Genomic DNA, 21,166 nt, shown 5'->3' on the forward strand with positions numbered 1-21,166 from the left:
GGTGTCAGAAAGCGGGCTGCGGCCCTAGCGCTTGGCGTTCGCCGTGGCGACCGGCCCGTCGATGCGCACATCGGGCGTGCCGCCGATGCGGAAATCGATCGAGCCGCCGAGAATGGCAAATAGGATGAAACCGGCGGCGACGACGGACCCGCCGAGAAGGAAATTGATGCCGCGCGGAAGGCGGCGGATAGAATGTGAAGGCATGGCAGACGGCCCCCGATCAAATCGTTACGATCCCTCAACCCTATACCATCGGCGAAGTTCCGCCTAGCCCGCAGCGGGCAAGGAAATCCTCCAGTCCGTGAACATTCCGTTGCAGATCGCCCCCTTGTCGCGGCGTCCAGGGGACGCGCAAGGGCCGAAACGACCGGCCGGCCGGCGCCATGGGCCAGCCACGGGGCGGGCGCGATCGTCGTCATGCAGGGCCGTGCCGTCATCAATGTGCGACCCCGGCGGCCACGGATTCGTCGATGAAGCGTCCTTCGCGGAACCGTTCCATCCCGAACGCCTCCGTCAGCGGGGAATGCCCCCTGGCGATCAGTTCGGCCATGCCCCAGCCGGACCCCGGGATGGCCTTGAAGCCGCCGGTGCCCCATCCGCAGTTGACGAAGATCCCCTCCACCGGCGTCTTCGACAGGATGGGTGAGCGGTCGCCGGTCACGTCCACGATCCCGCCCCACTGCCGCAACATGCGCAGGCGGGAGATCATGGGGAACGTCTCGACCAGGGCGCGCAGCGTCTCCTCGATATGGTGGAAACTGCCGCGCTGTGTGTAGTTGTTGTACCCGTCCGTGCCGCCGCCGATCACCATCTCGCCCTTGTCGGACTGGCTCATGTAGCCGTGCACCGTATTCGCCATGACGACCACGTCCATGCAGGGCTTGATCGGTTCGGACACGAGCGCCTGCAGTGCCACCGATTCCAGCGGCAGCCGGAACCCGGCCATCCGTGCCAGCACGCCCGAATGCCCCGCGACGACCAGGCCCAGCTTGTCGCAGGCGATGGCACCCAGGGATGTCTGGACCCCGGTGACGCGATCGCCGTCGCGGTCGATGCCGGTGACTTCGCATTTCTGGATGATGTCCATCCCCATGTCGGTGCAGGCCCGCGCCAGGCCCCATGCGACCGCGTCGTGGCGCGCCGTTCCGCCCCGCGCCTGCCAGAGGCCGCCCAGGACAGGATAGCGTGGCCCCTCGATGTTCATGATCGGGCAGAGTTCCTTGACCCGCGCCGGGCCGATCCATTCGGTCGTCACGCCCTGCAGGCTGTTGGCATGTGCGGTACGCTTGTAGCCGCGAACCTCGTGCTCGGTCTGGGCCAGCATGATGACGCCGCGCGGGCTGAACATGATGTTGTAGTTCAGGTCCTGGCTCAGGGTCTCATAGAGGCTGCGCGATTTCTCGTAGATCGCCGCCGATGGATCCTGCAGGTAATTGGAGCGGATGATGGTGGTGTTGCGCCCGGTGTTCCCACCGCCAAGCCAGCCCTTTTCGAGGATGGCGACGTTGGTGACGCCGAAGTTCTTGCCAAGGTAATACGCCGTCGCCAGCCCGTGCCCGCCCGCGCCGACGATGACGACGTCATAGCGCGCCTTGGGCGGACGCTTGGCCCAGGTGCGGCCCCAGCCTTCGTGGTTGCGCAGGGCCTCGCGCGCGATGGCGAAGGCGGAAAAGCGTCGCATCGGCGTCCGTCCCCTGTTCGTCTGCCGCCCCGTTTGCCCCGGCAGGGCAGGGATGGTTGGCATTGCTGCGGCATCTGCGCGAAGTTTCGCGACATTCCCGACAGCCCGTCGGCTAGAGGTGCGGTCACGAACGCGCAAGGGGGGCTTCTGTCGCACCGGCATTGGCGCTACGGGGGGGCATGACTTTCTGGATCGTGGCGGGGCTTCTGCTGGCCGCCTGCATCGTACCGATCGCGTCCGCCCTGCGGGCTCGTCCGACGGCCACCGGCCCGGCGGATGTCGCCGTCTATCGCGACCAGTTGGCCGAGCTGAAGCGCGACGCCGCGCGCGGCACCCTGCCCCCCGAGGAGGTCGAGGCCGCCCGCGCCGAGGTCGGGCGCAGGTTGCTGGCGGCGGATCGGGTGTCGCGACGGACGGGACGGCGCGGCAATGTCGTGCTGGGCGCGGCGCTGATCGCGACCGCGGTCCTGACCGTGAGTGTCGGAACCTATCTGGCCATCGGCGCGCCCGGCTATGGCGATCTGCCCCTGCAGGCGCGCATCGCGCGGATCGAGGCGGCCCGCGCCGACCGCCCCGACCAGCAAGGCGTCGAGGCCGGGGTGCCCGACCGGCGCGACACGTCCCGCCCCGACATCATGCGCATGGCCGAACAGTTGAAGACGGTGCTGGCCGACCGGCCCGACGACCTGCGGGGATGGCGTCTGGGCGTTCAGACCTATTCCGGCCTGGGCGACCTGGAGGCGGCCTGGCGCGCGCAGGAACGTGTCGTGTCGCTGCTGGGCGACGCGGCGACGGGCGAGGACTACGCCTTGCAGGCCGAGCTAATGGTGCTGGCTGCCGGGGGGTATGTATCCCCAGAGGCGGAGCGCGCGCTGGCGGAGGCACTGCGCCGCGACCCGGCGAACGGCACGGCGCGCTACTATGCGGGGCTGATGTACGCGCAGGGCGGGCGACCCGACCTGGCCTGGCGTCTGTGGCGGCGCCTGATCGCGGACAGCCCCGAAGGCGCCCCGTGGCTGGATCCGATCTATGCCCAGATCGAGGACGTGTCGGTGCGCGCCGGAGATCCGACCGCCCTGGCCGATCTGCCGCGCCCGCGCGGCCCCTCGCCCGAAGATGTCGAGGCCGCCGCGGACATGACCCCCGAACAGCGCTTCGAGATGATCGAGGGGATGGTCACCGGCTTGGCCCGGCGTCTGGCCGACCAAGGTGGCCCGGCCGCGGACTGGGCGCGTCTGATTACCGCCTATGGCGTGCTTGGCCAGCGCGACGCGGCCGCCGAGATCTACGCCGAGGCGCGGACGGTCTTCGCCGACGACCGAACGGCGCTGGACAGCTTGGCGCGGGCGGCCGAGCAGGCGGGGATCGCCCCTTGATCCACGACGATATCGAGACGTTCGCGGCCGCCCTGCCCCCGCTCGGCGCGTTGATGGGGCTGGATCTGGGGACCAAAACGGTAGGAATTGCCGTCAGCGATACGATGCGCGCGGTCGCAAGTCCGCTGGAGACGATCCGGCGGACGAAATTCACCGCGGACGCGATCGCGATCGAAACGTTGATGACGGCGCGGGGTGTCACCGGCCTGATCCTGGGGCTGCCGCTGAACATGGATGGCAGCGAGGGGCCGCGCATCCAGTCGACCCGTGCCTTCGCCCGGAACATGGCCCGGCGCGTGGATATACCCATCGCCTATTGGGACGAGCGCCTGTCCACCGTCGCGGCCGAACGCGCCCTGCTGGAGGCGGATACGTCACGGAAACGTCGCGCCGAGGTCATCGATCACGTCGCCGCGGGATATATCCTGCAAGGCGCGCTGGACCGCCTGCGCCATCTGAAGGGCTCCCGATGACCGACGATCCGACCTCTGACCGCATCTGGGCCCGCGCCGAGGTGGAAAGCCCCTGCGTCAAGCTGTGCGTGGTTGATCCCAAGTCGCGGCTCTGCATCGGATGCCACCGGACCATGGACGAGATCGCCGCCTGGTCCCGGATGACGCCCGAGGCCCGGCGCGAAGTGATGGCGGGACTTTCCGAGCGCGCGAAGGGTGCCCGGCAGCGGCGTGGCGGGCGGGCGGCGCGGCGCGCACCCTAGCCCAGCGTCTTGCGCAGCATGTTCAGCGCGACGAGAAACAGAAAACCCGCGAACACCCGTTTGAGCGGCGCGGCGTTCATGCGGTGCGCCAGCCGTGCCCCCACCGGGGCCGTCAGGACGGTCATCGCCACGATCACGACGAAGGCCGGCAGGTTTACCAGTCCGACGGTCATCGGCGGGCGAACCCCCTGGGCCGGCAGGACCAGGAACAGAAGCACCGCCGGAACCGCGATCAGCATGCCGAAACCCGCCGCCGTCGCGACCGCGCGATGGATGACCACGCCGTGCAGCGTCATCAGCGGTACGCCGAAACTGCCCCCGCCGATCCCCATGAGGACCGAGAGGAACCCCACGACGGGCGAGTAGAGATAGCGGCGCCAGCCCTTCGGCATCTCCGGCGCAAGGCGCCAGCCCGGACGCGACACGGCCATGTAGACCGACACCACAAGGGCCAGCACCGCAAAGATCGCCGTCAACGTGTCGGACCGCAGCAGCGTCGCGGTGCCCGCGCCGACGGCCGCACCCGCGACGATACCGGGGCCCCAGCCCCGCAGGATATCGAAGGCCACCGCGCCCCGTCCGGCATGCGCCTTGACCGACCGCCAGGAGGTCACGACGATCGTGGCGAGAGATGTGGCGACACAGATCTGCATGACGTTGGGCCCGTCATATCCCAGCACTTGGAACACGTAGTAGAAGGCCGGCACCAGGACGATGCCGCCGCCGACGCCCAGAAGGCCGGCCAGCACCCCCGCGAATGCCCCGACCCCGAGAAGGAACGCCACCAGGGGCAGAAGGGTCGACAACTCGGGCATGATCGGATCTCGCGAAACTCAGGCGGGACCGCCTTAGCGCCCCTACGCCGGTCCGGCCAGCCGGTATCGCTTCAGGCCGCGACCTGGCGGACATGCGACAGCGCGTCCAGGAGCGTGTCGATCCCGGCCCCGGGCCGGCTGGCGCCCTCCGACAGGCTGCGGCGCCAGGCTCGCGCGCCCGGCATCCCGGCGAAGAGGCCCAACATGTGGCGCGTGACCTGCCCCAGCTTGCCGCCCGCCGCCAGATGACGTTCGATATGGGGCACCATCCGCAGCGCCGCCGCCTCCCGGTCCGGGCACGGATCGTCCGCGCCAAAGACCCGGCTGTCGGCCCGCAGCAGGACGGCCGCGGGATCGTGATAGGCCACACGCCCGATCATCACGCCGTCGACGTGAGAAAGATGCTCAAGGGCCGCATCGAGCGACGCGATCCCGCCGTTGATCGCGATCGAGAGACCGGGGAACTGCCGCTTTATCGCGTGGACGAGGTCGTAGTCGAGGGGCGGAATGTCGCGGTTTTCCTTGGGGCTGAGGCCCTGCAGCCAAGCCTTGCGCGCATGGACCGTCACCTGTCCGATGCCGGCATCGGCCATCCGGGCTAGCAGATCGGGCAGGACGACCTCCGGGTCCTGATCGTCGACGCCGATCCGGCACTTCATCGTCACCGGCACACCGCCCGCGGCCGCCGTCATCGCCGACAGGCAGCGTTCGACGAGATCCGGTCGTTCCATCAGGACCGCGCCGAAGCAACCCGATTGCACACGGTCGGACGGGCAGCCGACGTTCAGGTTCACCTCGGCATAGCCCCGCGCGACGCCCATCGCGGTGGCGCGGCCCAGCTCGGCCGGGTCGCTGCCGCCCAATTGGAGGGCCACCGGGTCTTCGGACGCGTCGAAATCCAACAGATGTTCCGCCCCACCGCGGACGAGCGCAGCGGCAGTCACCATCTCGGTGTAAAGAAGCGTGCGGCGCGTCAGCACACGGTGAAACGCCCGGCAATGCCGATCGGTCCAATCCATCATAGGGGCCGTGGACAATCTAGCGTGTTGATTTATTTGCATTTTTTGTGTATCTTCAAACTGTTGGCGGCGACGGCTGCTACGCTGGAATACGCCCCGATATCCCCGAATTTGCCCCTCTACGACGACTCACTGCACATACAGCGCACACGAAAATGGCCACCATCACCAAGCTTCCTTCCGGTGCCTACCGGGTCCAGATCAGACGAAAGGGCCGCTACGCGAGCGAGACGTTCCTTCGCCGTGACGACGCCCATCGCTGGGCCCGCCAGGCGGAGACCCGGGTCGATCAGGGGCTGGCGCCAAACAAGTCGTCCGTCTCCCGCCTCCAGACCTTCGGCGACCTCATCGACCTTCATATAGCTGATATGTGCGAGGTAGGGAAACCGCCGCGTCGCAGCAAGGCCGCGACGCTCACGACGCTCAAGCGCGATCTCGGGAAGGAGAAGATCGGCCACCTCGACCGGCAAAAGCTGATCGACTACGGCAAGCTCCGCGCGGAGCAAGGTGCGGGCCCGGTGACGCTCGGGATCGACATCGGCGTGATCAAGATGATCATCACCCATGCGGCGGCTGTGCATGGCCTCGATATCTCTCCGGAGCCCGTCGATCTGGCGCGTGTCGCGCTGAAGCGGCTGGGGCTGATTGGCAAGGGCACGGAGAGGGATCGGCGTCCCAGTACGGACGAGTTGAACCGCCTATTCCGCTGCTTCGATGACAACGAACGCCTCACGACACCGATGACGCGGATCGTGAAGTTCGCGGTCGCCACGGCCATGCGGCTCGACGAGATCTGCCGGGTCGAATGGAGCGATCTCGATGTCGACCGCCGCATGCTCCTGATCCGCGACCGCAAGGACCCACGCAACAAGACCGGTAACGACCAGCGGATCCCCCTTTTCGCCGCAACCGGGTTCGATGCCTGGGCGCTGGTCACGGAACAGGCCAGGCATTTGGGTCACACCAAAGGGCGGATCTTTCCCTACAACTCCAAGTCGGTCGGGACAGCCTTCCGGCGCGCCTGCGTGGAAATGAGTATCAAAGACCTTCATTTCCATGACTTGCGCCACGAAGGCACAAGCCGCCTCTTCGAGGCAGGCTTCGCCATCGAACAGGTCGCCCTCGTCACCGGTCACAAGGATTGGAAGATGCTGCGCCGCTACACGCATATCAGGCCTGAAGCACTGCATAGGCTGGCCGCCTCGCGCGCGCCATTCTCGTCCGGGAACCTCGCGGCCGAGTGATCCGAGAGCCAGAGGGACGCCGTCCCGGCCCGTGACGGGTTTGGAGGTCGAGAGAGAGGCTCCCGGCCGCCCGTCGCGGAGGTTTTCAAATGAACACCGAAATCATCGACGCCGGGCGTGACATGAGCGGCGGCTACAAGGTGGATGTGTCGCGCGGCACGCACGTGGACCGCGTTTCGTCCGAATGGTTCTCGAGGCCGGATGACGAGCGGTATCTGTCGCTCGACGATCTCTTTGCCTCGGTCAAAGGCCGGGCGGAGCGGAGCCGGACGCGCACGGTGGAGAGTGCGGCGATCCGGGTCGAGGCGGATCGCGAAAACCCGGAAAAGCTCGGGCTTGTCCTGCCGGGCGCCGATGAGCCAGTTGCGCCGACCCATTGGTCCTTCGGCCAGCTCTCGAGCCTCGTCGGTGCGCCCGCGGCCTATCTGCGGCAACTGCCCGCGCCGCTGGCGGGGATCAACCTGCAGTATGGGCTGACCAACCACCGGGCGGAGCAGATCAAGACGATGGAAGTGGCGGATGGCCGTACGGAACTCCGTGCCGTGACCGGCCCAGACTATGGCCGCATCTACGACCATGAACTGGTCTCCGCCGTGCAGCGCATCGCAGGCAACGGCACCGGCGACACCCGGTGGAAGGTCCCCGGCGTGCTCGACTGGTCGACCGGTATCTACAACCCGCGAGTGGACGTGACCAAGGAGACGACGACGCTCTACGCCTCGGACCGCGACGTGTTCCTGTTCCTCGTCGATGACCTCAACCCCATCGAGGCGGGACTGCTGCCCGACGGCTCACCCGACCTCTATTTCCGGGGATTCTACTGCTGGAATTCCGAGGTGGGGGCCAAGACGCTCGGCATCGCCAGCTTCTACCTGCGCGCGGTCTGCCAGAACCGTAACCTCTGGGGCGTCGAAGACTTCCAGGAGATCACGATCCGGCACTCGAAATACGCCGCCTCCCGCTTCGCCCACGAGGCCGCGCCTGCGCTAAGCCGCTTCGCCGAGTCCTCGCCCGCACCCTTCATCGACGGCATCCGCGCGGCGCGGAGTAAGATCGTCGCGCGGTCGGACGAGGACCGTCAGGATTTCCTGCGCAAGCGCGGGTTCTCGAAGGCGGAGACGGGGCGAATCGTCGAGACGGTCCTGGCCGAGGAAGGCCGCCCGCCTGAGAGCGTCTTTGACTTCGTGCAGGGGATCACGGCGGTCGCCCGGTCGAAACCGCAGCAGGATGCGCGGTTGGTGATGGAGGGGAAGGCGAAGGCGTTGCTGGAGAAGGTCTGAGGGAGGTGGTTTGTTCTCAGAGCTTTAATGCCAAGAGTTGAAGTGTCGCATGAGGACATCGAGGGGCGTCAGAGCCCCTCGATCGTGAATTCGGGTGCACCTTGCCAGACCAGCTTCCAGCTCGCGCCAGGGCGGACATTCTGGATGATCCCGGGATCGAAGGCGACGAAGCACCGTCCGCCCGGGTAGCGTACGGAGGGATAGATCAGCCCGCGATGCCCCTCTGATCTCAGATCCGCGGCAAGGCGCTGCCCGGCCGGGTAGCCCCGCTCGGGGGCCGGATCGAGCGCGGGATGCGCCTCCCCGTGCAGATCCGGGAAGTCCCCGATGAAATCCGCCAGCAATTCCACGTAACGGGCCTCGTCCTCGTAGCGGCCGATGAAGCCCAGTTCGCGGGTCCGGTGAAACCCGACCTCTTGCGCGCTCGTCAGCATCTCCCAGGCGCAATACCAGGCACCGCGGTCACCAGTATTGAAGCGGTTGCCCGAGGGTCTCGTGTACGTGAAGGCCGCGTTGATATGGCTCTGTCCATAGAGGGTCAGGTCATGAGACCGCCGCGCGAAAGCGAGTTCGCGGCGGTCGAGCGCGGGGCTGCCCTGCGCCTCGGCGATCAGGCGGGCACTGGTCTCGCCCTCGATCTCGGCGAGAATCGCGGCCTCCTCGTCGCTGTCGACCAGTCCCCGCAGCACGGGCGGCTTGTGATGGGTCTCGGAGATCAGCCGGACAAGGGCGCGGTCATTGACCGACGTGATCCTCAAACCCCGCCCCGCAGCGCATCGACATAGCCCCGCACGCGCAGGATCTTGGGCAATCCCCCTTCGATCATCGCGTCAACAGGCCGCGCGCCGTCGAACTCCGGACCCCGGTTAGGCAGCTTCACCCAGTCCCGCGAAATCGGCTGATTGAAGTAGAGCTCAAGCGACTTATAGAGGCCGATCAGCGCGCTCAAACGCAGCATCTGATCCCGCGTCAAATCCCCAGCAAACCCCGGCTTCTTGGCCCGCTTCCAGGTCGAGTCCGACATATCCGCCAGCGCCGCCGCTTCACGCAGGGTGAGCGACCAGGCCTCCGCGATCCGCGCGAAGGCCTTGAGAGCGACACCCTGCCGATCCGGCGCCGGACGTTCCAGAACAAGGTTTTCCATGTGTTGGCGCTCCTTCCTAGCTTGACTGATGATATAAGGCCATATGGATTGATTTGCAAGTTCATATGGCCTGCTCGGTGCCTCCAGAGTGAGAGGGGTGCCGGGTTTTCCGTGACGGGTTTGGAGGTCGGGAGAGAGGCTCCCGGCTGGCCTGTCGCGGAGATATCCCGATGACAAAGCAACAAAAAATCACCCTCAGCGCCTCGCGCGACGTCCCCTTCAACAAGCTGATGCTCAGCCAGTCGAACGTGCGCCACGTCAAGGCGGGCGTGTCGATCGAGGAACTGGCCGAGGACATCGCGCGACGGACGCTGCTCAGCTCCATCACCGTGCGGCCCGTGCTGGACGACTGCGGCGCCGAGACCGGCATGTACTCGATCCCCGCCGGCGGGCGGCGGTTCCGGGCGCTCGAACTGCTCGTTAAGCAGAAGCGCATGAACAAGACAGCACTTGTCCCCTGCATCGTCCGCACCGATGGGCTCGCAGAAGAGGACAGCCTCGCCGAGAACGTCCAGCGTGCGCCGCTTCATCCGCTCGACCAGTTCCGTGCCTTCCAAGCGATGCGCGAGAAAGGTCGCACCGAGGAGGAGATCGCCGCAGCCTTCTTCGTCTCGGCCAGCGTGGTAAAGCAGCGGCTGAAGCTCGCCGCGGTCGCGCCGTCGCTGCTCGACGCCTATGCCGAGGAAGAGATGACGCTCGACCAGCTCATGGCCTTCACGGTCAACCCCGATCACGCGCGGCAGGAGCAGGTCTGGGCGGCGATACAGCGGCACTATTCGCGGCAGCCCTACGAGATCCGCCGCATGCTGACCGAGGGTGCGGTGCGCGCTTCGGACAAGCGGGCGCAGTTCGTCGGGCTCGACGATTACGTCGAGGCCGGGGGCGAGATCCTGCGCGATCTGTTCCAGCAGGATGACGGCGGCTGGCTGCAGGATGCCGCCCTGCTCGACGTCATGGTGCGCGAGAAGCTCGCCGAGGAGGCCGAGGGGGTGCGTGCCGAGGGCTGGAAATGGGTCGAGGTCGATACCGAGTTCCCCTATGGCCATACCTTCGGGATGCGCCGGGTCAATGGCGAAGCGGTGCCGATGAGCGACGAGGAGGAGGCCCGCTACCAGGCGTTGAAGGCCGAATACGACGCGCTCGAGGCCGAGCATGCGGAGGCCGACGAGTTGCCGGACGAGGTCGATGCCCGGTTGGGCAAGATCGAGGAGGCCATGGAGGCACTCGAGGCCCGTCCCATCCGGTTCGAGGCCGAAGACCTCGCGCTGGCCGGGGCCTTCGTCAGCATCGACAGTTCCGGGCGGCTGCGGGTTGAGCGCGGCTACGTGCGGCCCGAAGATGAGCCGATCGACGAGGAGGAGGACACCGGCGAGGTCGCACCGGAAGCGGCGCCGGTCGAGGACACCGTCGACACCGTCGCGCCTGCTACGGATGAGGAGGAAGAAGACGAAGGCCTCAAACCGCTGTCCGACCGCCTTGTCATGGAACTGACGGCCCATCGCACCCTGGCGCTGCGCAATGCGCTGGCCCAGGACCCGCAGGTCGCCTTACTCGCGGCCCTGCACGCGATGGTCCTGCGGCTCTTCTATCGCTACGCCGTCGACAGCTGCGTCGAGATCGAACCGCGCAACGCCGCCTTCGGATCGCAGGTGCCGGGCCTCGGCGACACGGCCTATGCGCAGGCCATCGACCAGCGCCACGAGACCTGGGCGCGGAACCTGCCGAAGGCATCCGAAGACCTCTGGGAGGCGCTGACCGAGTTCGACAGCTGCAGCCGCGAGGCGCTCTTCGCCCATTGCGTGGCGATGAGCGTCAATGCCGTCCACGATCCCTACCAGCGCCGCCCGCGGGCCATCGCGCATGCGGATGTGCTAGCCGGGACCGTCGGACTCGACATGGCCAATGCGGGCTGGACGGCCACGGGTGACAGCTACCTCGGCCGCGTGACCAAGGCGCGTATCCTGGAGGCCGTGCGCGAGGCGAAAGGCGAAGACGCCGCTGACCGGATCGCCGGGCTGAAGAAGTCGGAGATGGTGACGGCTGCCGAGGACCTGCTCGTGGGCACCGGCTGGCTGCCCGAACCTCTGCGCACGCCGCCGCTGCCGGAAGAGGATGCCCCGGAGATCGAGCTGGTCGACGAGGCGGACCGCTCCGACGATGACCCTTCGGAAGACGATCCCGATAGTGGCGAAGCGCAATCGGCGGAAGACGGCGGCGAACCGGCTATCGGAGATTACGACCCGATGGAGGAAGATGATCCCATCGCCGGTGACGCCTTCGCCCGGACTGCCGCCGAGTGACCTTCGAGCAGGTCGGAGCTCCTTCCCCCCGAGTTCCGGCAGCCGGGGTCCGCCAGAAATGGCGGGCCCCTTTTTCAATCCACGACAGGAGGCACAGAGCATGCACAGCCCCGCCGCCGACATCGCCCGCCGCCTTGCCGAAGATGCCGAGGCCGTCTGCCGTCACTACCTCACGAACGGCCGCAAGCAAGGCCGCTACTGGATCGTTGGCGATGTGCAGAACAAACCAGGCCGCAGCCTCTATGTCAGACTGACCGGTCCGATCTCTGGTCCCGGCGCCGCCGGAAAATGGACCGATTCCGCAACCGGGCAGCATGGCGACCTTCTGGACCTGATCGCCCTGAACATGGGGATCACCACGCTGAGGGACACGCTGGACGAAGCGCGCAGGCTTCTCAGCCTGCCGCAGACAGACAGGGACCGCGCCGCCAATCCGCCAGCCAGTCCTGGCTCACCTGAGGCGGCACGGCGGCTCTGGGCCATGGGCCAGCCGATGTCGGGCACCTTGGCCGAACGCTATCTCGCCGGACGCGGCCTCACCGGGCTGGGCCATCTCGACAGTCTACGGTTTCACCCGAACTGCTTTTATTGGCGCGAGGATCACGCACTGAACGATCCGCCCGAGACTTGGCCCGCCCTGCTCGCCAAGGTAACGGACCTCGATGGACGGCTCACCGGCCTGCACCGCACCTGGCTTGACCCCGCCACTGCGGACAAGGCCCCGGTCATTCCACCGCGCAAGGCGATGGGCAATCTCCTCGGCTATGGTGTTCGCATCGGCAAACCGGTCAGCGTGCTGGCCGCAGGCGAAGGGCTTGAGACCATGCTCTCCCTGCATCTGGCCCTGCCGGAGTTGCCTGTGGTGGCGGCTCTGTCCGCCAATCATCTCGCAGCCCTGCAGCTGCCCGCCGATCTTCGCAGCCTCTACATCGCCGTCGATGCCGACCCGGCAGGCCTGTCCGCCGCGGACCAACTGGCGTATCGGGCAAGACAGGTCGGGATCGACGCGATCCACCTCTCCCCACGTCTCGGCGATTTCAATGACGATCTGTGGGCCAATGGCCGCGACGAATTGCGCGCGCATCTGCGGCCGCAACTGGCGCCCGAGGATGCCGTGACCTTCCTCGACCACGCCATCGATTGATCGGGATCGGCGCAGCCGGCCAGCGCCTCCGCGATCAGAGCCACGCCTTCCGGCCTTCCGAGAGCGGGCAAAACGGAGCAGAACCCAGACGGGCCCGCAACGGCAATGGCCGTCCTCCGCTGCGCTTCGGTTCCACCCCATCGCGCGGGCGCGACGGGGACCCCTGAGAATGCAGACCCGCCCGGCCCCCGCTTTTCCGTTGCCCGGGAAGGCCGCGAGAGGCGCGGTCTTCGACAACCGGAGACGACATCATGACCGACACACATCTTCAGACCCGATCTTCCACCGCCGTCGTGCTCGAGGAACTTCAGCTCTACGGCTGGCGCCCCTTCACCAACGAGCCCGATCCCCGTCCCTTGCCGGAGCCCGACGCCATTCGCACCGCCGTCGCCGACATTTTCGACGCGCTCTTCTCGACGCTGTCCGACACGCGGTTGGAACCCGACCTCGAAGATCTGCTCTGGTCCACTACGAACCTGTTTCACCGCATGGCGACGCGGACAGGCCGGGATCTCGACAGCAACGAACAGGCCCAAAAACGCGCACAGCGCGAACAGGACGGGTCCGAGGTCCGGTCGGTCGAACTTGAGACCCTGATCGCCGAAGGCCTCACGCTGATCGAGCGGCGCAATGCCTTTGAGGCCATGCGCGATCTCGCGGCCGAGTTGTTCGAGATCCATCTCGGCCAGACCTGGCATCCGCACACGGGCAGCCATGTGAGCCGCCGCACCCTGACCGCCTCTTTGATCGACAGCCGCGATCACTTGGCCGCAAAACGTAGGGTCGATCTGGAACCACTCCTGCCCCAAGGCGTTAAGATCGCGTTTAGCGGCGGACTGGACTGCAATGATCACACGGCCATCTGGGCTGCCCTCGACCGCGTCCATGCGAAACACGCCGACATGGTCCTGTTGCACGGCGGCGCGCCACGCGGGGCCGAACGCATCGCTGCAGCCTGGGCCGACAACCGCAGCGTGATACAGATCGTCTTCAAGCCCGACTGGACGCGGCACGGCAAATCGGCCCCCTTCAAGCGCAACGACCATTTACTCGACACCCTGCCCATCGGCCTCATCGTCTTTCCGGGCTCGGGCATCACCGAAAACCTCGCTGACAAGGCCCGCGCGATGGGCATTCCCCTCTTCGACTTCCGGCCGAAAGCCGCCCCACCGGCATGACCGGATTTTCGCCGACGCCCGCCCCGGACCCTCCCGGGGTGGGCCGTTTTCTGCTATGATCTGCCCGTGCCAATGGAGGAGGTGGCGGCGCGATCCTTGTTCTCAGAAAGGAGTGCCTCATGTTTTTCTCCACCCTCTTCACGCTGTTCGGCCTTGGTGCCCTCTGCTGGATCCTGTTCAATCTGGCCGTCTACGCCCTGCCCTTCGCGATCGGGCTGACGTCCGGCATGTATCTGTATGACTCCGGCCAAGGCGTCTTCCTGTCGATCATTGCGGGCCTCTTCATCGGCGGCTTCGTCGCCGCTCTGGGGGAATTCGCCTTTGACCGCATCCGTTGGGCCCCGCTCAAACTCGCCATCGGTCTTATCTACGCGGTCCCCGCCGGGATCGCCGGGTTTCATGCGGCAAAGGGTCTTGCCGAATTCGGCAGCGCCGACGCCGTCACCATAACCTTCTTGTCCTGGCTGGGCGCGCTCATTATCGGCGGGACCGCTTGGGCGCGGGTGTCGGGCTGGTCCGAGGTCAACGCCATGTCCGACCCGCATCCGCACAGGTCTTTCGACGAACACTGAACGCCCTGTGAAGCTTGCACCGGTGCGCGCCGTCCGCCACGTCGTCAGCGTGCGCCGCAACCGATTGCTGCAAAAGGTCTCGATCCTCGCCGTCACCGAAGCGTTGCGGTTGGGCAGGATCGGCTGAGCAAAGCCAGATCACTGAGACCCACGTTGTGGCGCATGGCCCCGGTCGCGCATGCACTTGAAACAACGGCAGACCGAACATCACGGCAGACAAACATAGACACGGCGAGAGGGGGCAATCCCGGATTAGCGAGGCGCGTCCGGGACATGCACCGTTTCCGCCTGCACGCCATAGCCTGTCTTTGCACGACGCATGCTGCCGGGGTCTTGCGCGGTCCAAAGGTAGCCTGTCATTCCCTCTTCCATGGCTTGCGCAACGCGTCCCTTGCGGGCCTCTCAGCGGCTGATCTGACCCGGATCGGCTAACGCCTCGACCGCCTAGGCCGCAACGGCCGGTCCGGACTTTCTTCCCCTGGCGGATGCCCGCCATTCCTCGCGCTGCAAGAAAGACCGGCCTTGCCGTCCTCCGCTGGCGCTTCGGGCCACAGGGGCTGCGTCGACGGATCGCCCCGGTCCTGACGATCGCCATCGAGGCCGCGAAGGGCGCGGGCTCGGACAAGCCAAAAGGAGATATGACATGGCCACCATCGGAACCTTCAAGAAAACCGGCAGCGAATACGTCGGAGAAATCGTCACCCTCAGCGTCCAGGCGAAAGCCGTCCGCATCGTCCCCGAGGACAGCACCCCCAACGACAACGCCCCCTCCCACCGCGTCTTCGTCGGCCGTGCCGAGATCGGCGCCGCCTGGTCCAAGCGCTCGACCGAGGGCCGCGACTACCTGAGCCTCAAGCTCGACGACCCGAGCTTCACCCAGCCAATCTACGCCAACCTCTTCGACGACACGGTGATCGAAGGCGGCGAAGAGACCTTCAGCCTCATCTGGTCGCGCCCCAACACCCGCCGCAACGGCGACTGACAGCAGATGACCCCGCCCGGGATCACCGGGCGGGGTGAACTTTGCCTCCGATGAGTTATCCAGATAAGGTTCGCGGTCTGATTTGCGACTGACACGTACAACTCACGGAGGACATTGAAGCGGCTATCCAGCGCCGCGGTGCAACTTCTGAGAAAAGGAAACATGACAGAGGCACAACATTTTGCGCCCAATGCCCTCTTGGCAACGAGATCGGTGATACTTACATACCAAGGATGAACAGTCTTGGTCTCGCACCCTCACTGATAAGTAACAGTGCCGAGCCGCTGCGATGGCTTTACGTCTCGCGGCGCTTCAAGGCACTTCAGGCAAATCTCGCCCTTCAGGCCGCCACCATCGACGATGCAAACACCAAGGCTCGGGGAGTCATCAAGACACTGAACCGCAATTTCAGGGGCGAGAGTATTGTCGGACATTATGTGGTGGCGGGGTCTTGGGGAAAGAACACGGCAATTCATCCGCCAACCGACATCGATCTGTGTTTCATCCTTCCAGTCGAAGTCTATCACCGTTTCAACGCCTACAGCGGCAACAAGCAGTCGCAGCTGCTGAACCATGTTAAGGATGTTCTGACCACGACCTATTCACAGACCGCCATCCGACAGGATGGACAGGTCGTCGTGGTCGGCTTCAACAGCATCACGATCGAGGTTGTTCCTTCGTTCATAGCCGCAGATCGCGGTCTGATAACCTGCGATACGAACAACGGCGGACGCTGGAAGCAGGTCGATCCACTGGCCGAGATCGGCGTTCTCGATCAATCTGACAACTCGCTGCGGGGCAACCACCGCAAGCTGGTACGAATATTCAAGCAGTGGAAGCGGCACTGCAACGTGCCGATCAAGTCCTTCCACCTTGAACAGCTAATCGGCGAAGCCCTGCCCCGTATGACTTGGGGCAGTCATGACGAGTTCTGGTTCGACTGGGTCGTGCGGGATGTCTTCGCGCACATGATTGCGCGCGCGGGCGGCGGATTCTCTATGCCGGGCGGCATCAATGAATGGATCGATCTCGGCGATGCGTGGAAGTCAAAGGCAGAGAGCGCACATCAGTGCATGCTCAAGGCGTGCGAGTATGAGCGCGAGAATTTGAACCTTTTGGCGGGTAGTGAATGGCAGAAGATATTCGGAACAGTGATCCCCGAAATGGTGATCTGAAGGCGGCGCATAGGGCGCTTGTGAAGGAATGCCGTGAACAAGCGCGCAACACGCTTTACACGTCCACGAGCTTCTTCATCTGGCTGCGCATCCTGAAGATCGCGCGAGCCGTATTGTGGGTTTTCGCAGCAGCCTCGGGCGCAGCGGCTGCGAGCACGGTGCTATCATCGCGGGAGGATATGGAGATTGTGATCGCGGGATTGGCCTTGCTGGCCGTGATCCTGCCAGGCGCAACCAAGGCGCTGAACCTCGACGATGCCATCAAGGCCTATGCCGAAAAGGCAGGGGCTTTCAAAAACGCCGAAGGCGCTCTGCGCCGCACGGCCAACGTGTGGTCGAACAAGCCATACGATGAATTCGAGAAGGAGGCCAAGTCAGCGCTGTCCCAACTGGACGAAGCTCGTAAAGGCTCACTGACACCGCCCGAGTGGTGCTTCAAGGCGGCGCAGCGCAAAGTGAAATCCGGCGACTACGACCCGGACGAAGAAAGGCACGGTTGAATTTTCTCCAACTCAAAGGTCCTTGCGACTGCGGAGCACAACTGTTCTGCGACCTCCTCGAAAAGGTTGCGAATCTGGACCACTTTAGTGATATGACTAAGTCATACCCGGGAGGTAAGCATGACCGTCAAGACAACCCTCAGCTTCACCGACCGCCACCATCGGTTCCTGACCGACAAGGTTGGCCAAGGCGTCTTCGCCTCGCAAAGCGCGGCTGTGGCAGCGGCTCTGGAGCAGATGATGCGCGATGAAGAGGAGCGCGAACTGGTCCTTGGGGCGATGGCCGAGGAGATCCTAGCGCGGCTCGACACGCCGCGCGCCGATTATGTCCCCGCCGAGGACGCCTTTGCCGCCGCGCGGTCCCGGCTGCAGGCTGCGCGTGGGGCGTGAGCTATCGCATCCGGTTCCATCCGGCGGTCGCAGAGGATCTCGACGCGATCACACACTGGTTGATCGACTATGCCGGCCCGCAATCCGCCGCGCGCCGACTGGACGAGATCGAAGCCACCATCGCCAGCCTTGCCGACCTGCCACACAAAGGCAGCCGCCGGGACGAGATCGCCCCCGGGCTGCGTGCCATTCCAGCAGGCCGCAAGGCCGTGATCGCCTTCACTGTCGACGATGATGCCCGCGAGGTTCATATCCACGCCGTGACCTATGCCGGGGCCGACTGGATCATGCGCAGTAAAGCGCGCGGGCGGTAGCAGGATGGCGCACAAACCTGTCCACAAATGGGCCTTCAAACCCGGCATGCGCGCAAGCGCTTTCGGATGGCGCGGCTCCGCCAAGGCGACCCAGCGGTTGAAATCGGCCAGCGCGGAGATCCGGGCCGTAAATCGCGCGGAGCCTGTCACGGCGGCGGACGGCGTGGTCGCATTGGCCGCGCGGATCTGGCCCGCGTTTGAGCATATCGACACCTCGTCGGGTGCGCTTGGCACCGCCGTGCGCCGCACACTTGATGACCTTGTGCCGATCCTGATCGCCGCCCCTGCCGATGAAAAGACGCGCGCAAAATGGCTGGAGCAGTTGCGCGCAGCGATCGAGGACGATGGCGTTGACTACCTCGCCCCGATCTCGGAGCGGTTCGGCGAGATCGCGGCTTATCCCGCGCTCATGACCCTGCATGCCGACCGTGATCTCGCCCTGATCCATCGCGCCTGGTCAGATTGGGAGCGGTATGCCCACGTCGGCACGGCGACGCTCACGCTGTCCTGCCTTCTCGAGGCCGGACGCTATGACGAATTGTTGGCGCTCCTCGCGGTCAAGAAGACACGGCTGGGGTTCGATGACAAGTTCGGCGCCGAAGCCCTGCTTCGACAGGGCCGCGAGGATGACGCATTGGTCTATGCCGAGGCGCTTCTGGAGGGAGATCGCCAGACATGGGGCCATCACGACATCTGCCGGTTTTGCGAGGTTATCCTGGTACGCCAAGGCAAGGCGGACGAGGCCTATCGCCGTTTTGGCCTGCCCACAGCGAGCGGAAACACTTGGCTGGCGATGTGGCGCGATCTGGTCAAGCGCTACCCTGACCGGGATGCCCGTGCATTACTGGAAGACCTGATCGCGCTCCACGGGCGCAAGGGCAAATGGTTCGCCGCAGCCAAGACTGCGACGTATTTTGACATCGCGCTCGACTGCGCAGCGGACAATGAGGCCGCCCCCTCAACCTTGATCCGCGCCGCCCGCGATTTCGCGATCAAGGAACCGGCCTTCTCCGCCGAAGTCGCTCTGCACGCCATCAGGCATCTTCTGGCTGGCCGTGGCTATGAACCCAGCCCGTTAGACATCGACGAAGCCGTCGATCACCTGATGACCGCCAGCACGCGGATCGACCGTCGGGACTGGGCCATAACTGCGCTTCAGCGACTGGTGGAGACCACGCCCGGCGATGATTTGATGCAACAGCGCCTTGGCCAGAAACTGACCAAACTCAGTTCTGAATAGCGGATTGATCCCTGTCGAGAAGCAGCCTGCACGGCGCGATGAAACCAACCAATGCCCTGACCTGACCTCGCAATTTTCGACCCAACAGACGACCGCCCAGACGATCGATCACGATGATCGGGAACGCACATCTCCTTCGGCGCGTTCTTCGATCAGCTTCGCCGGTGCCACATCCAGATGTGCCGCGACCCGTTGAAGGGTCTGCAATGTGACGTTCTGCTGACCGCGTTCCATTGCGCTGACATGGGCGCGGTCGACATCCATCGCCGCCGCCAACGCGGCCTGTGTCAGCCCGCGCAGTTGGCGGTAGTGCTTGAGATTCCTTGCAAAAACAACGCGGATGTCCATCCGCGAGTAAAGAACCTATCGCGTATTTTGGTGCGACGTATTATAATACTCATCTGCGGTTTGACTGACCGCAATCCGACCTTGCACATGCAATCTGATGTGCTGTTATGAGCCTTAACGCCCAACGGCGAGGGGGAATCATGTCTGCCACCGGCACCACGCCGATCGCTGATCTCGCACCACAAAGCGATGAGCTGACCGATTACGACCACGCGCATATGACGCTGTACTTGCGCCTGTTTGATGCCGCCGAAAGCGGTGCCAGCCTGCAGGAAGTAAGTGAGATTTTGTTCGGTATAGATCCCGCCGAGGAACCAGAGCGTGCCAAAAAGATATACGACAGCCACCTCGCCCGCGCCCGCTGGATGACGGAGCACGGCTATCGCAAGCTGCTTGAGGGCCGGACTGGCTGAACTTTGCCCGATCCATCTGAGATCGGCGAACACCCGCGCAGGTTGCGCAAAGCAACCGTTCCTGCCGTCGTTTTGACGCGTCACCAAGCTATACTCATTGTTCATCGAAACAGCTAACGCGGAGCTTCGCCATGACCAAGGATTGGCAAGACGAAACGGCGTACAAGCATTTCGACAGTCTCGACCTGTCCGGGCTGGCCTGGGAATGCTTGCGCCGCAATTCCGACTATCGCGCCAATTACCCGCAAATGCGGGATGGATTGAAATCACCGGCCGCATGGGGGTTGCGATTTCCCCGTTGATCCGGACATCGACGCACCCAATGCACCCGTGTTCTGGACGCCATCAATCGCCCCGGCAGCGGTCGGGTATGTTGTGCCAGTCCCTGACGGCGACACCGCCGCGCCGCACATCGATGCAGATGATCTGACCGTCATCGGAACGCAGGACGGCTTGATCTATGTGCGCCTCGCAACAGGCGCATTGCTTGTGCTGGATGCCAAAAGCCTCCAACGCCCGATTGGGATTCTGGTGCCGCTGGACGAACATTGGGGGGCACGGATCGACATACTCAAGGCGCTCCGCGCGCAACTGTTGTACCGCAAACGATCCCCTCCGCCCCTGACGTCGCAGCAGCAGCGACGCATCCAGCTTGCACTGCGCACGCTCGACGCGCGCCGGGACCATGCCAGCTACCAGACGATCGCGCGGCACTTGTACGGCGCCGAGGCTGTGTCGCGCGAGCATTGGAAGACCAGCTCCCTCAAGGCCCAGATCACCCGACTGTCGGCCCATGGTACGCATCTCACCACCAAAGGCTATCGCTATCTCCTTCTCGGCAAAGGACCCACGGGGCGCTCCAAGCCGCGCAAGTGATCACCGCGCAGTCCCGGCATATCGAACCCCCATCAGCCCCTGATCCTGTTGGCCTTTGGGGGTGACGTTTTCACGGCGCGATCTTCGTCATCCCTCCCCAGGGCGCACTTGCGTTTTGATGACCTCCGACAGCCCGCGACGCGCCGTCGCGCGGCCTAGCCACCGGAGATACTCAAATGCCCGACCCAAATGAAGGACTCCCGCCCCGCTACCTCAGAACCCCGGAAGCCGCCCGCTTTCTCGGCCTCTCCGGACGCACTCTGGAAAAACACAGGACCTACGGGACCGGCCCGCGGTACTCGAAAATCGGCGGGCGTGTCGTCTATGCGGTCGACGATCTGCAGGCCTGGGTCACCAGGGGCGAGAAGACCTCGACCTCAGACGAGACCGAAGACCGCGTTCTGCCCGCCAAACGCCATGCCGCCGTTTCGCCGGCCTATCTGCGGCGGGGGCGCTGAGC

At 65.0% G+C, this 21,166-nt stretch carries 26 protein-coding genes; 19 read left to right on the forward strand and 7 right to left on the reverse strand.

Annotated features, from left to right (window positions below; all coding sequences use genetic code 11):
* Positions 1 to 24: 24 nt before the first annotated feature.
* Positions 25 to 204, reverse strand: a complete 180-nt coding sequence (locus MWU52_RS03540) for a hypothetical protein (RefSeq protein WP_246949495.1) — start codon at positions 202 to 204, stop codon at positions 25 to 27.
* A 232-nt stretch (positions 205 to 436) separates the two neighbouring features.
* Positions 437 to 1,681: a sarcosine oxidase subunit beta family protein gene (locus tag MWU52_RS03545; protein WP_246949497.1), complete on the reverse strand. Its 1,245-nt coding sequence runs from the start codon at positions 1,679 to 1,681 to the stop codon at positions 437 to 439.
* A 179-nt stretch (positions 1,682 to 1,860) separates the two neighbouring features.
* Here MWU52_RS03545 and ccmI point away from each other — a divergent pair, with 179 nt between their 5' ends.
* From ccmI to MWU52_RS03560, 3 genes are read left to right on the forward strand one after another with little or no spacing between them, the layout of a single operon-like run.
* Positions 1,861 to 3,057 carry a c-type cytochrome biogenesis protein CcmI gene (gene ccmI, locus MWU52_RS03550; protein ID WP_246949500.1) on the forward strand — a complete coding sequence of 399 codons (1,197 nt, stop codon included), beginning with the start codon at positions 1,861 to 1,863 and terminating at the stop codon, positions 3,055 to 3,057.
* A complete protein-coding gene (ruvX, locus tag MWU52_RS03555; protein ID WP_246949503.1) occupies positions 3,054 to 3,530 on the forward strand; it encodes a Holliday junction resolvase RuvX in 477 nt (158 codons plus the stop codon). The genes ccmI and ruvX overlap by 4 nt, the downstream gene beginning before the upstream one ends.
* A complete protein-coding gene (locus tag MWU52_RS03560) occupies positions 3,527 to 3,772 on the forward strand; it encodes a DUF1289 domain-containing protein (RefSeq protein WP_246949505.1) in 246 nt (81 codons plus the stop codon). The genes ruvX and MWU52_RS03560 overlap by 4 nt, the downstream gene beginning before the upstream one ends.
* Here the strand turns inward: MWU52_RS03560 and MWU52_RS03565 are convergent.
* Together MWU52_RS03565 and dusA are read right to left on the reverse strand one after the other, a co-directional pair.
* Positions 3,769 to 4,587, reverse strand: a complete 819-nt coding sequence (locus MWU52_RS03565) for a sulfite exporter TauE/SafE family protein (RefSeq protein WP_246949508.1) — start codon at positions 4,585 to 4,587, stop codon at positions 3,769 to 3,771. The genes MWU52_RS03560 and MWU52_RS03565 overlap by 4 nt on opposite strands.
* Before the next feature lie 71 nt (positions 4,588 to 4,658).
* Positions 4,659 to 5,648, reverse strand: a complete 990-nt coding sequence (gene dusA, locus MWU52_RS03570) for a tRNA dihydrouridine(20/20a) synthase DusA (protein WP_281493891.1) — start codon at positions 5,646 to 5,648, stop codon at positions 4,659 to 4,661.
* Between the two features lie 113 nt (positions 5,649 to 5,761).
* Between dusA and MWU52_RS03575 the strand changes: the two genes are divergently transcribed.
* Both MWU52_RS03575 and MWU52_RS03580 read left to right on the forward strand, forming a co-directional pair.
* Entirely contained in the window at positions 5,762 to 6,850 is a 1,089-nt protein-coding gene (locus MWU52_RS03575) for a site-specific integrase (RefSeq protein ID WP_246949513.1), read from the forward strand.
* Positions 6,851 to 6,939: 89 nt separating this feature from the next.
* Positions 6,940 to 8,130: a DUF932 domain-containing protein gene (locus MWU52_RS03580; protein ID WP_246949516.1), complete on the forward strand. Its 1,191-nt coding sequence runs from the start codon at positions 6,940 to 6,942 to the stop codon at positions 8,128 to 8,130.
* Positions 8,131 to 8,198: 68 nt separating this feature from the next.
* On the opposite strand, the gene MWU52_RS03585 is transcribed toward MWU52_RS03580, so the two are convergent.
* Positions 8,199 to 8,888, reverse strand: a complete 690-nt coding sequence (locus MWU52_RS03585; protein ID WP_246949518.1) for an RES family NAD+ phosphorylase — start codon at positions 8,886 to 8,888, stop codon at positions 8,199 to 8,201.
* The gene (locus tag MWU52_RS03590) at positions 8,885 to 9,274 is read right to left on the reverse strand and encodes an antitoxin Xre-like helix-turn-helix domain-containing protein (RefSeq protein WP_036172788.1); all 390 of its coding nucleotides are present in this window, start codon (positions 9,272 to 9,274) and stop codon (positions 8,885 to 8,887) included. Before MWU52_RS03590 ends, MWU52_RS03585 begins: the two co-directional genes overlap by 4 nt.
* Positions 9,275 to 9,444: 170 nt before the next feature.
* On the opposite strand from MWU52_RS03590, the gene MWU52_RS03595 reads away from it, so the two are divergent.
* The 10 genes from MWU52_RS03595 to MWU52_RS03640 all read left to right on the forward strand — a co-directional run bounded on the left by MWU52_RS03595 (position 9,445) and on the right by MWU52_RS03640 (position 19,069).
* Entirely contained in the window at positions 9,445 to 11,574 is a 2,130-nt protein-coding gene (locus MWU52_RS03595; protein ID WP_246949520.1) for a ParB N-terminal domain-containing protein, read from the forward strand.
* A gap of 100 nt (positions 11,575 to 11,674) precedes the next feature.
* The gene (locus tag MWU52_RS03600) at positions 11,675 to 12,718 is read left to right on the forward strand and encodes a toprim domain-containing protein (RefSeq protein WP_246949521.1); all 1,044 of its coding nucleotides are present in this window, start codon (positions 11,675 to 11,677) and stop codon (positions 12,716 to 12,718) included.
* 251 nt (positions 12,719 to 12,969) lie between these two features.
* Positions 12,970 to 13,896, forward strand: coding sequence for a DUF2493 domain-containing protein (locus MWU52_RS03605; protein ID WP_246949523.1), 927 nt, complete (start codon positions 12,970 to 12,972; stop codon positions 13,894 to 13,896).
* 119 nt (positions 13,897 to 14,015) lie between these two features.
* The gene (locus MWU52_RS03610) at positions 14,016 to 14,468 is read left to right on the forward strand and encodes a hypothetical protein (RefSeq protein WP_246949524.1); all 453 of its coding nucleotides are present in this window, start codon (positions 14,016 to 14,018) and stop codon (positions 14,466 to 14,468) included.
* A gap of 643 nt (positions 14,469 to 15,111) precedes the next feature.
* Entirely contained in the window at positions 15,112 to 15,450 is a 339-nt protein-coding gene (locus MWU52_RS03615; RefSeq protein WP_021100681.1) for a DUF736 domain-containing protein, read from the forward strand.
* Between the two features lie 233 nt (positions 15,451 to 15,683).
* Positions 15,684 to 16,625, forward strand: a complete 942-nt coding sequence (locus MWU52_RS03620; protein ID WP_246949526.1) for a hypothetical protein — start codon at positions 15,684 to 15,686, stop codon at positions 16,623 to 16,625.
* Positions 16,580 to 17,125 (forward strand): hypothetical protein, encoded by a 546-nt coding sequence (locus tag MWU52_RS03625; protein WP_246949528.1) that lies wholly within the window; start codon positions 16,580 to 16,582, stop codon positions 17,123 to 17,125. Before MWU52_RS03620 ends, MWU52_RS03625 begins: the two co-directional genes overlap by 46 nt.
* 120 nt (positions 17,126 to 17,245) lie before the next feature.
* A complete protein-coding gene (locus MWU52_RS03630) occupies positions 17,246 to 17,515 on the forward strand; it encodes a hypothetical protein (RefSeq protein ID WP_246949530.1) in 270 nt (89 codons plus the stop codon).
* A complete protein-coding gene (locus MWU52_RS03635) occupies positions 17,512 to 17,829 on the forward strand; it encodes a type II toxin-antitoxin system RelE/ParE family toxin (RefSeq protein ID WP_246949532.1) in 318 nt (105 codons plus the stop codon). Before MWU52_RS03630 ends, MWU52_RS03635 begins: the two co-directional genes overlap by 4 nt.
* Positions 17,830 to 17,833: 4 nt before the next feature.
* Positions 17,834 to 19,069, forward strand: coding sequence for a hypothetical protein (locus MWU52_RS03640; protein ID WP_246949534.1), 1,236 nt, complete (start codon positions 17,834 to 17,836; stop codon positions 19,067 to 19,069).
* A gap of 108 nt (positions 19,070 to 19,177) precedes the next feature.
* Here the strand turns inward: MWU52_RS03640 and MWU52_RS03645 are convergent, their stop codons facing one another.
* Positions 19,178 to 19,417, reverse strand: a complete 240-nt coding sequence (locus MWU52_RS03645) for a helix-turn-helix transcriptional regulator (protein WP_246949536.1) — start codon at positions 19,415 to 19,417, stop codon at positions 19,178 to 19,180.
* A 140-nt stretch (positions 19,418 to 19,557) separates the two neighbouring features.
* Here MWU52_RS03645 and MWU52_RS03650 point away from each other — a divergent pair, with 140 nt between their 5' ends.
* From MWU52_RS03650 to MWU52_RS03665, 4 genes are all read left to right on the forward strand, one after another.
* Positions 19,558 to 19,830 carry a DUF2285 domain-containing protein gene (locus tag MWU52_RS03650; protein ID WP_246949537.1) on the forward strand — a complete coding sequence of 91 codons (273 nt, stop codon included), beginning with the start codon at positions 19,558 to 19,560 and terminating at the stop codon, positions 19,828 to 19,830.
* A gap of 131 nt (positions 19,831 to 19,961) precedes the next feature.
* Positions 19,962 to 20,132 (forward strand): DUF6499 domain-containing protein, encoded by a 171-nt coding sequence (locus tag MWU52_RS03655; RefSeq protein WP_246949539.1) that lies wholly within the window; start codon positions 19,962 to 19,964, stop codon positions 20,130 to 20,132.
* Positions 20,133 to 20,160: 28 nt separating this feature from the next.
* Positions 20,161 to 20,706 (forward strand): DUF2285 domain-containing protein, encoded by a 546-nt coding sequence (locus tag MWU52_RS03660; RefSeq protein ID WP_246949541.1) that lies wholly within the window; start codon positions 20,161 to 20,163, stop codon positions 20,704 to 20,706.
* Positions 20,707 to 20,882: 176 nt separating this feature from the next.
* Positions 20,883 to 21,164 carry a helix-turn-helix domain-containing protein gene (locus MWU52_RS03665; RefSeq protein ID WP_021100692.1) on the forward strand — a complete coding sequence of 94 codons (282 nt, stop codon included), beginning with the start codon at positions 20,883 to 20,885 and terminating at the stop codon, positions 21,162 to 21,164.
* The last annotated feature ends 2 nt before the right edge of the window (positions 21,165 to 21,166 follow it).

This window comes from Jannaschia sp. S6380 (assembly GCF_023015695.1).
Lineage (GTDB): Bacteria > Pseudomonadota > Alphaproteobacteria > Rhodobacterales > Rhodobacteraceae > Jannaschia.